Origin of the sequence: Erythrobacter sp. HI0063, assembly GCF_001635685.1 — a bacterium.
Taxonomy (GTDB): Bacteria; Pseudomonadota; Alphaproteobacteria; order Sphingomonadales; family Sphingomonadaceae; genus Qipengyuania.
In genome coordinates this window covers 43,032-55,969 of sequence record NZ_LWFF01000204.1, presented here as the reverse complement: position 1 = coordinate 55,969, position 12,938 = coordinate 43,032, and the positions used below count along the sequence as shown (strand labels likewise).

Sequence of the window (12,938 nt, the reverse complement as noted above, 5' to 3'; positions counted from 1 at the left end):
CCTCTGCTTCGCGGACCGATGCCAAACCGCGCAAGAAAGCCAAATTCCGCGAATATCATCGCCCGCCGCGCGGGCGATGATATTCGCGGAATTTGGCTTTCTTGCGCGGTTTGGCATCGGTCCGCGAAGCAGAGGGCGTCTTGGCCGGGGTGTCGTCGCTTTCCATTACGCAGGGGCCTATGCCATAGGACCGGCGTGACCTCCAGCATCGCGGCCCATCTTCTCGCCTGGTACGACGATCATGCGCGCGTGCTGCCGTGGCGAGCGCAGCCGGGTGAGCCGCCGAACGATCCCTATCGCGTCTGGCTGTCGGAAATCATGCTGCAGCAGACCACCGTCGCGGCGGTGAAACCGTATTTCCACGCCTTTACCGATCGCTGGCCCACCATCGACGATCTGGCCGCCGCGCCGGAAGAGGAGATCATGGCCGCGTGGGCGGGGCTGGGATATTATTCGCGGGCGCGCAATCTGGTGAAGGCGGCGCGCGCGGTGGCGCAGCGCGGCGGCTTTCCCGAGACGGAAAAGGGCCTGCGCGAATTGCCGGGGCTCGGCGCTTATACCGCGGCTGCGGTGGCGGCGATCGCATTCGAGCAGCGCGCCGTTGTGGTGGACGCCAATGTCGAGCGCGTCGTTTCGCGCCTGTTCGCGATCGACGAGGTTCTGCCCGGCGCGCGCAAATCGATCCGGGCAAAGACGGATGCGATCACACCCGACCGGCGCGCGGGCGATTTTGCGCAGGGCATGATGGATCTCGGCGCGACGATCTGCACGACGCGGGATCCGAAATGCCTGCTCTGCCCCTTGGCGGGCGATTGCGAGGGCAGGATCGCAGGCGATCCGGCGCGCTTTCCCGTCAAACCGGCTAAGAAAGCGAAACCGCTGAGACAGGGCCGCGCCTGGTGGATCGAACGTGAGGGACCGGAAGGGCCGGTGGTCTGGCTGGTAACGCGTCCGGGCAAGGGCATGCTCGGCGGCATGCGCGCTCTGCCCGATGACGGCTGGTCCGCGCGGGGCGATGGCCTCGGAGGGGAAGAGGGCGAGATGCTCGGCCTGGTGCGCCATGGATTCACGCATTTCGACCTGGAATTGTCGGTCGTGCGCGGGTCCGTCCCTCTGGGAGAAGGCGAATGGTGGCGGATCGACCGGATCGAGGCTGCCGGCCTACCGACGCTTTATGCAAAGGCCGCGCGGCTCGCGCTGGCCTGACTCCGCGCCTGAAGATCCCGCGTCAGATAATCCCGCCGCCGAGCGACAGGCGGATCACCGCGACAAGTAGTACGATCAGGCAGAAATTGCGGCCCGAGCGCTTGGACGACAATTGCCCGGCAACCACGCCAGCCACGATCAGCGGCAGGGCGAACCAGTTTCCCCAACCAAGCAGGGGAATGGTCGAAGGGATCACGATGACCAGCGAGAGAAGTCCGAGCAGGAAAGAAATGATGTTGAGCATGTGTCATAGATAGGCAACACGGCGCGCGGCGCAAGGGCTCGATGCCCCGGTCGAACGGGTTGCAATCCGCAATCCATCGTTCACAGTGCCGCGCGTAGAGGGCAAAAGCCCTGACCGTCAGAGAGGAACACGACTTGGTCTATCGCGACTTCGACACTGCCTTTTCCCGCCGCGCGCTGCTGCGCGGAGGAGCTCTTCTCGGCGCGGGCGCTGCCCTTTCCGGCGCACCGGCGCTGTTCGCGCAGGACAAGGCGGCGGCAAGCAACGCGATGCGCGCGATGTGGCCGTCGGTCGCCGCAATGGTCGATAAATATGTCGACGAGCGCAAGGTCGCCAACATGGTCGCCACGCTCGGCTGGGGGCAACAGGCACCGACCACGATTGCGAAGGGCACGCTGGCCATCGGGCAGAGCCAGCGCGCCGATATCGATTCGCTCTATCGCATCTATTCGATGACCAAGCCGATCACCGGCATGGCTGCGATGATCCTGATCGACGAGGGCAAATTGGGCCTCGACCAGCCGCTCGCTGAAATCCTGCCGAAATTCGCCGATATGCGCGTTCAGCGGACCTATGACGGATCGCTGACCGATACCGTGCCCGCCGAACGCCCGATCACCATCCGCCAATTGCTGACCCACACTGCCGGGCTCGGCTACAATATCGTTCAGAAAGGCCCGATCTCGCAGGCCTACGTCCAGCGCGGGATCGTGCCCGGCCAGGTAAGCCGCCTGCCGATCCCAGGCCTTGGGCGCGCGCCTGCGGTAAAAGGTCTCGACACTTTCGCGGACCGGCTGGCCGAGATGCCACTGGTACTTCAGCCGGGATCGAAATGGAGTTATTCGGTCGGGCTCGACCTGATGGGCCGCGTGATCGAAGTCGCTAGCGGGATGCCGTTTGATCGCTTCCTCGACGAGCGGATTTTCCAGCCTACCGGCATGACCAGCACCTGGTTCCGCGTCCCGCAGAGCGAGATCGGGCGTTTCACGGCCAATTACGGTATCGTCAACGGTGTGCCGATTCCGATCGATCCCGCACGCGCCTCCATCTATCTGGACGAGCCGTCCTTCCCCTTCGGCGGGGCTGGCCTGGTCTCGTCGCCCCGCGATTACGACCGCTTCCTGCGCATGCTGCTGGGATACGGCGCGATCGACGGGACGCGCGTGATGAGCGAGGCGGCGGTCAAGCTCGGCACGTCGAACATCCTGCCCGAAACCGCCACTACCGAAGGCACATGGGTCGCTGGCCAAGGTTATGGCGCGGGCGGCCGCGTCAGCGACGGCTCCTACGGTTGGGGCGGCGCGGCGGGAACGGTCGCCTTCGTGAATTTCGCGGCCGATCTGCGCGCGGCCCTGTTCACGCAGTATATGCCGTCCGAAGCCTATCCGATCCATGAAGGCTTCCCCGCCGCGGTGGTGTCTGACCTTACTGCCATGCGGGCGGCGGCCTGATCGCGGTGGCGGCTTCGTCTCCTCTGGCCTTCACCGGATCGCGGATCGACCGCGCCGACCACGTTCGGGCCGATCCCGAGCGCTTGGCAGGCATGATGGGCTGGCGCGCGCGGCTGCTCGCGCTCGACGGCCTGATGCCGGGCGTGGACGATACAGGCGCGCTTGCCTGGACCAGCCTCGCCGAGGCTCCCGAAGATGCCGAACTGGTCTTTCTCGGGCTGGATGGAGACCGGCCCTGTTTCGCCTGTGTCCCGCCCCGGGGCGACAGCGCGCCGCGCATGGCCAATCCGGCACTGTGGGCGGCGATGGCCGCGCTCTCGGCCGACGACCTCGCGGTCTATGGCGGCGCGCGCAGTCTGGTGGACTGGCACGCGCGGCATCGCTTCTGCGCCCAGTGCGGCGGGGCGACGCAAATCGCCAAAGGCGGCTGGCAGCGCAATTGCACGAATTGCGGCGCGCAGCATTTTCCGCGCACCGATCCCGTCACGATCATGCTGGTGGAACATGAAGACCGCCTGATGCTGGGGCGTGGGCTCGGCTGGGGCGAGGGCCGCTTTTCCGCGCTCGCCGGTTTCGTGGAGCCGGGCGAGAGCATCGAAGAGGCAGTCGCGCGCGAGGTGCTGGAGGAAAGCGGCGTAGCGGTTCGCGATGTCACTTATGTCGCCAGCCAGCCCTGGCCGTTTCCGAGCCAGCTGATGATCGGCTGCCACGCCTTTGCCGACGATGACGCGTTGACGCTGGACGAGACCGAGCTGGCCGAACTGCGCTGGTTCACGCGCGGCGAGGTCAAGGCCGCGCTCGAAGGCGGGCCCGATGCGGCCTTCGCCAAACCCCCGCGCGAGGCGATCGCGACGCATTTGCTGACCTGGTGGAGCGAAAAATGACCGAACCCCGCACGCTGACGATCGACATCTGGTCCGATGTCATGTGCCCGTGGTGTCTGGTCGGCTGGGGCAATCTCAGACAGGCGCTCGATAGCCTCGAAGGCGAGATCGCGGCGAACCTGCGCTGGCATGCTTTCGAGCTGAACCCCGACATGCCGGAAGAGGGCGAGGAGCGCACTGCGCATATCGCGCGCAAATACGGCCGCACGCTGGAACAGTCGCGCGACGTGCAGGGCCAGATGCGCGCAGCGGCCGAGGCGGCTGGCGTGTCGCTCGATTACGAGGGCGAGGAGCCCGCACCGGACGCGATGATGTGGAACACCTTCGCCGCGCACAAGCTGCTGGTGTGGGCGGGCGAAGTGCACGGCCATGACCGCCAGACCGCGCTCAAACTCGCTCTGTTCGAAGCGCATTTCAACGCGCGCCGCCCGATCGGCGAAAGGGACGTCCTGCTCGACGTGGCGGAAGAAACCGGGTTCGATCGCGAGGCCGCCGGAGAGGCACTCGACAGCAAGGAATGGGCGCACAAGGTGCGGGCCGAGGAAAGCGCGGCTTACGATCTCAATGTAACCGGCGTGCCCGCCATGGTGGTGGAGAACGCCTTCATGATCCCCGGCGCGCAATCACCGCAAGTCTATCGCGATGCGCTGAGGCGGGTGGCGGAGAAAATTCCCACCTGACATGCGGGACGCCCCGCCGGGTGAGGGCGGGGCGTTGTATCATCGATCCTGTCGACAATTAGCTGTTGCGATTTTCCTGAATCGCCGCGCGGGTCTTGGGACCCTTTTGCGCATCCTGGGCGGGATTGTCCGATCCCACTTCGGGTTCGCGATTGGCGGGATCCGTCGCGCCGTTCAATTCGGCACGCTTGCCGACCCTGCGGTTGACTTCGCCGCCGGACGAACCGGACTGCGAAGGCGTTGCGCCTTCGGTGATGTCGGCGATCAATTCGTTGTCGGGATGGCGGGACTGGCGTTCGGGCATTTTTGAAATCTCCTTTACCCTTCAACGGGTAAGGGAGTGGTCCCGTTCCAATTAAATCAGTCCGAGCCTTTGCAGCTTGGTTGCGATCTTGCCGGGGATCACGTCGCCCACTTCCTCGCCATCCTTGAGATCGCGAGGAGGCTCGCCCTTAAGATAGCGCCAGCCCTGATGCGCGCGCTTGGGCTTGGGGAGGACCGGGATCAATTTGGGTTCGAGGTCGATGAACCAGCGGCCATTGTCCTGTTCGGTGAAGCCGATGATGGGGCTGCGCGCGACGAGATTGTGCTCGTGGATCCAGAACAGCGACCCGCCGATGCATTCCTCCCATCGCGTGGGGCGATAGCGTGTGTTCACGCTCATGCGCGGGCGATTGGCGAACCAGCTTTCGATATCGGCATAGCTTTTCGCGCCAAAGGCGATCTTGGTCAGGTTGAGCGGCATCGGGTCCGATATGGGAACTGACGGCCGATTGTCATCCCACCACGCCGCTCGCGACCGCCAGGCCGAGGAAGGCGAAGAAGCCCATGGAATCGGTAATCATCGTCACGAAGACGCTCGACGCCACCGCCGGGTCCTGATCCAGCCGATCGAAGATGACAGGGACGAGGACGCCCGCGAGCCCTGCCACCAGCACGTTCACCACCATCGCCGCTGCGATCACACCGCCGAGCAGGGGGGTGAAGAATACCCCAGTCGCCAGCCCGATCAGCACCGCGATAGTGACGCCGTTCAGCATCGCGACGCGCAGTTCGCGCCACAGGATCCGCCGCGTGTTCGATCGCGTGAGCTGGTTCATCGCGATGGCGCGGACCGTCACCGCCATGGTCTGGGTGCCCGCATTGCCGCCGATACTGGCGACGATCGGCATGAGGACGGCGAGCGCAACCAATTGTTCGATAGCCGCGCCGAACAGGGCAATGATAAAGCTGGCGAGCAGGGCCGTGCCCAGATTGGCGATCAGCCAGCGCACGCGGGCGGAATAGGCGTCGCGGATCGGTTCGTTGATGTCGCCATCGCCCGCGCCGGACATCAGCAGCGCGTCCTCGCCCGCTTCCTCGGCAATGATGTGGACCACGTCGTCCACCGTCATCTGGCCGACCAGCCGCCCGCTCTCGTCCACCACGGCGGCGCTAATGAGAGCGTATTTCTGGAACATATTGCCGACCTCTTCCTGGTCGAGCATGGCGGGGATCAGCGTCTGGTCGCGCTTCATCACGTCGGCGAGCGCGACGCTGCGCGGCGTGCGCAATATCCACGAGAGCTGGCAGGTGCCGACTGGGTGATGCCGTTCGTCCACCACGAAAACCTCGAAGAAATCCTGCGGCAGGTCGCGCCCGTCGCGCAAGAAATCGATGAGATCGCCCACGCTCATATGCTCGGGCACCGCGACCAGTTCGCGGCTCATCAGGCGCCCGGCGGTCTCCTCGGGATAGGCGAGCGCGCTTTCGATCGCGATGCGATCTTCATCGCCCAGCTCGGCGAGGATCGCCTGCTGGTCTTCCTCGTCGAGATCCTCGATCAGCTGGACGGCGTCGTCGGTTTCGAGCTGTTCGGCGATCTGCGCCACGCTGGCCGCGGGCAGATCCTCCATCATGTCGTCGCGGACGTAATCGTTCAATTCGGCGACCACGTCGCCGGTCATCAGATCGGTGATGGCGGAGGCGAGCTTCCGCCGATCCTCGCGGTCGAACAGTTCGAGCAGGTCGGCCACGTCGGCGGGGTGGAGCGGTTCGACCAGGTCGTAGACCGCGCCCTCGTCGCCTTCGTCCAGCGCGTCTTCCACGCGGCGGACGAATTCGGGCTTGAGCGTATTCTCCTCGTCCATCCGCTCGTCGTCGATGCGGTCGTCCGGACGGCCGCCATCCTCGGGCAGGTCGTCCGTCAGCCGGTCGTCGTCGAGGAGAGCATCGTCTGCCATGCGGCCCGCTCTAGGCGGTCGCACGCGGATGGCAAGCGAGAGGGTGACATCAGGGCCCGAGCGCCTATGTAGGCGGCCACATATTCATCAGGAGACAGACACGATGGCCGACACTCTCACATTCACGCTCGACACCGGAGACGGCGAAAACAAGGACGTGGTCATCAAGCTGCGCCCCGATCTCGCGCCCGGCCATGTCGAGCGGATCACCGAACTCGTCGGCGAAGGCTTCTACGACGGCGTTGTGTTCCACCGCGTGATCCCCGGCTTCATGGCGCAGGGCGGCGATCCTACCGGCACCGGCATGGGCGGCAGCGACAAGCCCGACCTGAAGGCCGAATTCAACGCCGAACCGCATGTGCGCGGGACCTGCTCGATGGCCCGCACCCAAGTGCCCGACAGCGCGAACAGCCAGTTCTTCATCTGCTTCGACGACGCGCATTTCCTCGACGGCCAGTACACCGTCTGGGGCCAGGTCGAGAGCGGCATGGAACACGTCGATGCCCTGCCCAAGGGCGAACCGCCGAAGGAGCCGGGCAAGATCGTGAAGGCGACCGTTTCGTAAGCCTCACGAATAGCGACGAGGGAAGGGCGGCCAGGTGCCGCCCTTTTCGTTGAAAGGAGCGCCCCCCTCGGGTAAAGGCGCGGCACTCATGAAACAGACAAATTCCCCCAAGACCTACCGGGTCAAGTCCTTCGGCTGCCAGATGAACGTCTATGACGGCGAGCGCATGGCCGAGATGCTGGCCGAGCGCGGCATCGCGCCTGCGCCCGAGGGGGAGGAGGCCGACCTCGTCGTCCTCAACACTTGCCACATCCGCGAGAAGGCGGCGGAGAAGGTCTATTCCGACATCGGTCGCCTGACCAAGGCGGGCCGGGCGGCGGGGAAGGAACCGCTGATTGCGGTCGCGGGCTGCGTCGCGCAGGCCGAGGGCGAGGAGATCATGGCGCGCGCGCCCGCCGTTTCCATGGTGGTCGGCCCGCAGGCCTATCACCGCCTGCCGGATATGCTCGACCGGGCAGTGAAGGGCGAGCGGGCGACCGATACGGACATGCCCGCGATCGCGAAATTCGCGGCCCTGCCAGAGCGCAGGCGCGTGACGCCGAACGCCTTTCTCACCGTGCAGGAAGGTTGCGACAAGTTCTGCACCTATTGCGTAGTGCCCTATACGCGCGGCGCGGAAATCAGCCGACCCTATCGGGACCTCGTGACCGAAGCGCGCAAGCTGGTCGATGCGGGCGCAAAGGAGATCACGCTGCTCGGCCAGAACGTCTCGGCGTGGAGCGGCGAGGACGAGCGCGGTCATGCGGTCGGCCTCGCAGGCCTGATCCGCGATCTCGCGAAGATCGATGGCCTTGCACGCATCCGCTACACCACCAGCCATCCTGCCGATATGGACGATGCCCTGATCGCTGCGCACGGCGAGATCGACAAGCTGATGCCCTTCCTCCACCTGCCGGTACAGGCGGGCAGCGACCGGGTGCTGAAGGCGATGAACCGCTCGCACACCGCCGAAAGCTATCTGAGGCTCCTCGAACGCTTCCGCGCCGCTCGACCCGACCTCGCGCTCTCGGGTGATTTCATCGTCGGCTTCCCCGGCGAGACCGATGCCGAGTTCGAAGAGACCCTCGCGCTGGTGGACGAGGTCAAATACGCGCAGGCCTTCAGCTTCAAATATTCGCCCCGTCCCGGCACGCCCGCGGCGACGATGGACGGGCAAGTCGCAAAAGAGGTCATGGACGATCGCCTCCAGCGCCTCCAGGCAGCGCTCAACCGCGACCAACTCGCCTTCAATCGCGCCACAGAAGGCCGGACTTGCCAGGTCCTGGTGGAACGCAAGGGCAAGCTCCCCGGCCAATGGCTCGGCAAGTCGCCCTGGCTTCAGAGTGTGTGGTTCGCCAGAGAAGATGGGGGAGACTGCGCGATCGGCGATCTGGTCGATGTGACGCTGGGCGAGGCCGGGCCGAATTCCATGGCCGGTCGGCTCGATCAGGAACAGCCAGTCTCCGCCTGATCGCTATTGCCTCATGAAGGCTCTATCTCGCCGCCGGTTCGACCCTTGTCTGCAATCAGGCCGCGATAGCGCCGCAGGGTCATATTGCGGACCGATCCGCTTCGGGCGTAATACTGCGTGTCGTAAAGAGCCGTCAGATAAGCCTGATCGAATTCCGTCCATCCGGCGGGAGCGGTTTCACCTTCGTCGAACAGAGTCATGATCGTGGGGATCCGCGTATCGGAACCTTCGACACGTTCGCTACCGGTCATGCCCAAAATCCGCATCGAAGCGTAATCGGCGAGCTGGCGGAATGTCTTACCGGAAACATGGGCAAGATCGATCAACACGACCGATCCGGTGAGTTCCATGCTGATAGGGATCTGAAGCCGACTGGCTTTGTAAACGCGAAGAACGGGCATCTCGATGTGTCTGCCATTGATTAAGACCACTTCGTACGGGATTTCCCGTCCGGCGCTGTCTCGCATCATCTGTGTGTGCCAGGCGCGCACGCCGCTGTCTTCTTTGGCCACGCGATCAAACTCGTGGCGCATCATGTCGTTGAACAGCCACGGCTCGTCCTCGCGCAGACGCTCGAACAGGCCGGGTGCGTCATTCACGAAGGCGACCAGCGTATTGATCTTGCAGTCCGGTTCAGCCAGCTTTGCGCCGACCTGTCTCGCATTCGCTTCGATCCGATCCTCGACCAGCGCCGCCATTTCTTCGGGCATGCCGCTGACCTTGAGGCAGACCGGATCCTGGAAGCGTGAAATCGGCTTGTCGACGCGCGAGCGGCGGGTGATGGTTTCGGCGAGATCCTTGACCGCATCGGCTTCCGTTTTGCCGACTACGACGATTTCATCGTCGGAAGGAGCATCCTGTGCTGTCAGCGGAGAAGCGATCAGGGCGCTCGCCAGAAGAACACGCTTGAGGCCAAATCCACGCATCATTTTCTCCTTCCGAAAGATTGATAAATCAAAAGGTATAGAGAATCTCACGATAGGCAAGTCCGATCATGTATTATCGAAATTGACTTGCTTTGATCCCAAGATTCAAAAACTGATCGGGACGACTTCTCAAATTTGTACGGATAGTATTGCGATCGACGCGCGGGACGCCGATTTGGCTTCGGCACGAAACTGGAAAACATTGCCCTACCGATCGAGATCCTGCCCTTTCGCTGACCGATAGCGCCGCAGTGTCGCGTTCTGAAGCGAACCGCTCATGGCGTAATAAGGCGCGTCATAGAGCGCAGTAAGATAGGCTTCATCGAAAGTCGAAAGCGCAGAAGGTGTCGAGCCTGGATCATCGAACAGGGTCGTGATCGAAGGGATGGACTGGCTTTCAGCGCTCACATTCTCGCTGCCGCTCAGCGCCAGGATGCGCAAAGTAGCGTAATCGGCAAGTTGCCGGAAAGTCTTGTTTTCGATCCGAGCGAGATCGAAGAGGACTACTGCGCCTGTGAGCTCCATGCTGATCGGAATGAGGCGCCGACTCGAATCATAGCTTCTCAGATTGCGCATGAAGACGTCACGTCCGTAACGCGGCAGTTTGATCTTCTGTATTGGTATTTCGCGCCCATCCTTGTCGCGCAGCATCCGCGTATGCCAGGCGCGCACGCCGTCTTTTTCGTCAGCCAGAAGCGCGAATTCGTGCTCGAGCATATCGTTGAAAAGCCAAGGTTCTTCGGCGCGAAGATGGGTCAGGAGATCCGGCGCGTCGTTGACGAAAGCCACCAGCGCATTGATCGCGCAATCCGGCTTCCCAACTTTTGCGCCCACTCGCTCGACATTCTCCCTGATGCGTTCTTCGACCATGGCAGCCATGTCCATGGGCATGCCGCTCACCTTGACGCAAACCGGACCTTGGAAACGCGAAATCGGTTTGTCGATGCGAGACTTGCGAGTGATATTTTCGGCGAGATCCCTGACCGCTTCGGCCTCGCTTTGGCCGATGACGATGATCTCGTCCTCGGGCGAGGTGTCCTGCGCCGCGAGAGGGGCTGTCCCAAAAAGAATGATCGAAACCAGGTAAATGAAGCGGGACCGGCGCATCGAATATTCCTCCCCAAGTATTTTGGGAAGAATGACTTATTCAAGCGCACGAATCAAGGATCGTCAGTCAAACACGAAGATCGATCGTCTCAGTCTTCCATGCCGAGATTGGTGCGATACCGAGTAACGGCTGCCGCAATGACCTGCCCGTCACGGCTATTGGCAGGCAAGTCGTAAAGCGATTCGAGATAGGCGCGATCGAACTCGCTCAACTCGGTCGGTTGATAGGGCGAACGCGGACCGAACAGCGTCAGCATCGTCGGAAGGCTGGAACGCGCCGTGTCGATCTCGTCACTGACCGAAGCGAGAATGCGGATCGTGGCGTAATCGGCGAGCTGGCGGAAAGTCTTTTCCCTGAGCGCGCCCGTTTCGACCAGCACCACGGCGCCGGTCAGATTGACGCGCGTCCTGCCGAACCGGCTTGCATTTTCGATCATGTTGATAGTGCTTGCGATCGAATCCTCGCCGCTGGTCCCGCGTTGTTTGCCCGGAATCTGCGACCCGTCCATATTGCGTTCGTCGAAAACATGCCAAGCGCGCACGGCTTCCGATCCGTCGTAGATCCGGTCAAGCTGATAGCTTAACAGGCCTTCGAACAGCCACGGCTCATCGGTACGCAGATTATCGACGGCCTGGGTGACGTTGTTGAGAACCCCGACAAACGCATTCGGCTTGCAACCTTCTTCGCCGAGCGACACGCCGCGGATGGAGGATACGTTGTCGCGGATACGTTGCGCGACCAGTTCGGCCATATCGTCCGGCAATCCCGATACCTTTACGCAGACCGCGTCATCGAAGCGAGCGATCGGCTTGCCCGCGCGCGAGGGCCGGGTGATGATCTTTCCGAGTTCCTCGACCACTTCGCGATCGCTCTCGCCCGTAACGATGATGGTGTTTTCAGGATCGGCGACGGCGTCTTGGGTCTGCTCGACCTCCGCTTGCGCGTGAACGGCAGCGGGGGCGAACATCAGGGCGGCGCCGAGGGCGAGGGCTTGGATCGTTTGTCTCATGGCGAGACCTATTGCAGACAAATTGTTCAAAACAAGGAAGAATACGACGTAGCGCGATCCTTGCTCGACGAACGTAAATGCGTTTATCTGTGCTCGCGCGATTCAATATCCGAAAGTTCCGGGACATTTCTGCAAAGAGTTTCGCGGATTATTCTTCCACTCGATCGGCCGCGCGATATCGCCTGCCTGCAGCGGCAATAACTTGAGCATCGCGACTGTTGATGGGAAGTTCGTATAGCGCATCGAGATAGGCCCGATCGAACCCGCTCAGCTCTGGCGGCTGGTACGCAGATGAAGGGTCGAACAGCGTGAGGATTGTAGGCAGACTTGGCCGCGAACCGTCGATTTCGTCGGTGACCGAAGCAAGGATGCGGATCGTCGCGTAATCGGCGAGCTGTCGGAAAGTCTTGCCTTGCAGAGCGGCCGTCTCCACCAAAACCACGGCTCCCGCGATCTCGACCGGAGTTCTGTTGGAACGCCCGGTGTAATGAACTCTGTTGGCGGAACTGGCGATCGATTGCGCGTCGCTGGCGCCGCGTTGCTTCCCGGGAATTTCCGTACCGTCGATATTGCGCTCGCCGAAGACATGCCATGCTCGTACCGCTTCCGAGCCCTTCGAAATCCGCTTTTTCTGATATATGAACAAACCGGTAAACAGCCATTTTTCCTCCTTGAGAAGGCTGTCGAAGACTTCGTTCACGTTATTGAGAACGCCGACGAAGGCGTTCGGCTTGCATCCCTCGCCCCCCATCCGGAGTGCGGGAATGGAGGAGATGTTATCCTTTATGCGGGTGGCAACGAGTTCCGCCATTTCAACGGGTAATCCCGAAACTTTTAAACAGATGGGATTGTGGAATCGAGCGATCGCCTTGTTCGCGCGTGCCGGGCGGGTGATGACCTTGCCAAGTTCTTTTACGCGTTCACGGTCGGATTCACCGGTAACGACAATCGTATCGTCATTATTGGATTTCGGTTCGACTGCCGAGGATTGTTCTCCTGCTCCGTCCACCGACTGCGATTGCGCTGCTGCAGAAGTGAAGATGCATGCCGAGCTAAGGATGAGGGCGGACAATGCTTTTTTCATTCCGAGTCTTTCGCAAGCAATTCATTCATTGCAAACATTTAGAGAGCCTCGTGTAAAGCGAAAACCAATCAAATGATGATGCTCCGACTTCGCGGCAGACGACGCTGCT

At 62.4% G+C, this 12,938-nt stretch carries 14 protein-coding genes; 6 read left to right on the top strand and 8 right to left on the bottom strand.

Annotated elements, in window-relative coordinates; genetic code table 11:
* The first annotated feature begins 195 nt into the window (after positions 1 to 195).
* Positions 196 to 1,206, top strand: coding sequence for an A/G-specific adenine glycosylase (locus A3736_RS06865; protein ID WP_067680844.1), 1,011 nt, complete (start codon positions 196 to 198; stop codon positions 1,204 to 1,206).
* A 22-nt stretch (positions 1,207 to 1,228) separates the two neighbouring features.
* Here A3736_RS06865 and A3736_RS06860 read toward each other — a convergent pair whose 3' ends face one another.
* Complete coding sequence (locus A3736_RS06860; protein WP_067680842.1) at positions 1,229 to 1,450, bottom strand: hypothetical protein; 222 nt, start codon at positions 1,448 to 1,450, stop codon at positions 1,229 to 1,231.
* Positions 1,451 to 1,584: 134 nt separating this feature from the next.
* On the opposite strand from A3736_RS06860, the gene A3736_RS06855 reads away from it, so the two are divergent.
* From A3736_RS06855 to A3736_RS06845, 3 genes are read left to right on the top strand one after another with little or no spacing between them, the layout of a single operon-like run.
* Positions 1,585 to 2,901 carry a serine hydrolase gene (locus tag A3736_RS06855; protein ID WP_067680839.1) on the top strand — a complete coding sequence of 439 codons (1,317 nt, stop codon included), beginning with the start codon at positions 1,585 to 1,587 and terminating at the stop codon, positions 2,899 to 2,901.
* A complete protein-coding gene (nudC, locus tag A3736_RS06850) occupies positions 2,901 to 3,785 on the top strand; it encodes an NAD(+) diphosphatase (RefSeq protein ID WP_067680832.1) in 885 nt (294 codons plus the stop codon). The genes A3736_RS06855 and nudC overlap by 1 nt, the downstream gene beginning before the upstream one ends.
* Positions 3,782 to 4,465, top strand: a complete 684-nt coding sequence (locus A3736_RS06845; protein ID WP_067680830.1) for a DsbA family oxidoreductase — start codon at positions 3,782 to 3,784, stop codon at positions 4,463 to 4,465. Before nudC ends, A3736_RS06845 begins: the two co-directional genes overlap by 4 nt.
* 58 nt (positions 4,466 to 4,523) lie before the next feature.
* Here A3736_RS06845 and A3736_RS06840 read toward each other — a convergent pair whose 3' ends face one another.
* Genes A3736_RS06840 through mgtE form a run of 3 tightly spaced genes read right to left on the bottom strand, consistent with a single transcriptional unit; the run spans position 4,524 to position 6,687 of the window.
* The gene (locus tag A3736_RS06840) at positions 4,524 to 4,769 is read right to left on the bottom strand and encodes a hypothetical protein (RefSeq protein WP_067680827.1); all 246 of its coding nucleotides are present in this window, start codon (positions 4,767 to 4,769) and stop codon (positions 4,524 to 4,526) included.
* A 51-nt stretch (positions 4,770 to 4,820) separates the two neighbouring features.
* The gene (locus tag A3736_RS06835) at positions 4,821 to 5,210 is read right to left on the bottom strand and encodes a DUF1489 family protein (RefSeq protein WP_067680825.1); all 390 of its coding nucleotides are present in this window, start codon (positions 5,208 to 5,210) and stop codon (positions 4,821 to 4,823) included.
* Between the two features lie 31 nt (positions 5,211 to 5,241).
* On the bottom strand, positions 5,242 to 6,687 hold the full coding sequence (mgtE, locus tag A3736_RS06830) for a magnesium transporter (RefSeq protein ID WP_067680823.1): 1,446 nt from the start codon (positions 6,685 to 6,687) through the stop codon (positions 5,242 to 5,244).
* A gap of 103 nt (positions 6,688 to 6,790) precedes the next feature.
* On the opposite strand from mgtE, the gene A3736_RS06825 reads away from it, so the two are divergent.
* Positions 6,791 to 7,252, top strand: a complete 462-nt coding sequence (locus A3736_RS06825; RefSeq protein WP_067680821.1) for a peptidylprolyl isomerase — start codon at positions 6,791 to 6,793, stop codon at positions 7,250 to 7,252.
* An 88-nt stretch (positions 7,253 to 7,340) separates the two neighbouring features.
* Positions 7,341 to 8,702 carry a tRNA (N6-isopentenyl adenosine(37)-C2)-methylthiotransferase MiaB gene (gene miaB, locus A3736_RS06820; RefSeq protein WP_067680819.1) on the top strand — a complete coding sequence of 454 codons (1,362 nt, stop codon included), beginning with the start codon at positions 7,341 to 7,343 and terminating at the stop codon, positions 8,700 to 8,702.
* 11 nt (positions 8,703 to 8,713) lie between these two features.
* On the opposite strand, the gene A3736_RS06815 is transcribed toward miaB, so the two are convergent.
* The 4 genes from A3736_RS06815 to A3736_RS17035 all read right to left on the bottom strand — a co-directional run bounded on the left by A3736_RS06815 (position 8,714) and on the right by A3736_RS17035 (position 12,829).
* Positions 8,714 to 9,631, bottom strand: coding sequence for a hypothetical protein (locus tag A3736_RS06815; protein WP_197465523.1), 918 nt, complete (start codon positions 9,629 to 9,631; stop codon positions 8,714 to 8,716).
* Positions 9,632 to 9,835: 204 nt separating this feature from the next.
* Positions 9,836 to 10,735 (bottom strand): hypothetical protein, encoded by a 900-nt coding sequence (locus A3736_RS06810; RefSeq protein ID WP_067680815.1) that lies wholly within the window; start codon positions 10,733 to 10,735, stop codon positions 9,836 to 9,838.
* 89 nt (positions 10,736 to 10,824) lie between these two features.
* Positions 10,825 to 11,745, bottom strand: coding sequence for a hypothetical protein (locus A3736_RS06805; protein WP_067680812.1), 921 nt, complete (start codon positions 11,743 to 11,745; stop codon positions 10,825 to 10,827).
* Positions 11,746 to 11,893: 148 nt separating this feature from the next.
* Positions 11,894 to 12,829, bottom strand: coding sequence for a hypothetical protein (locus A3736_RS17035; protein WP_156502025.1), 936 nt, complete (start codon positions 12,827 to 12,829; stop codon positions 11,894 to 11,896).
* Between the last annotated feature and the right edge of the window lie 109 nt (positions 12,830 to 12,938).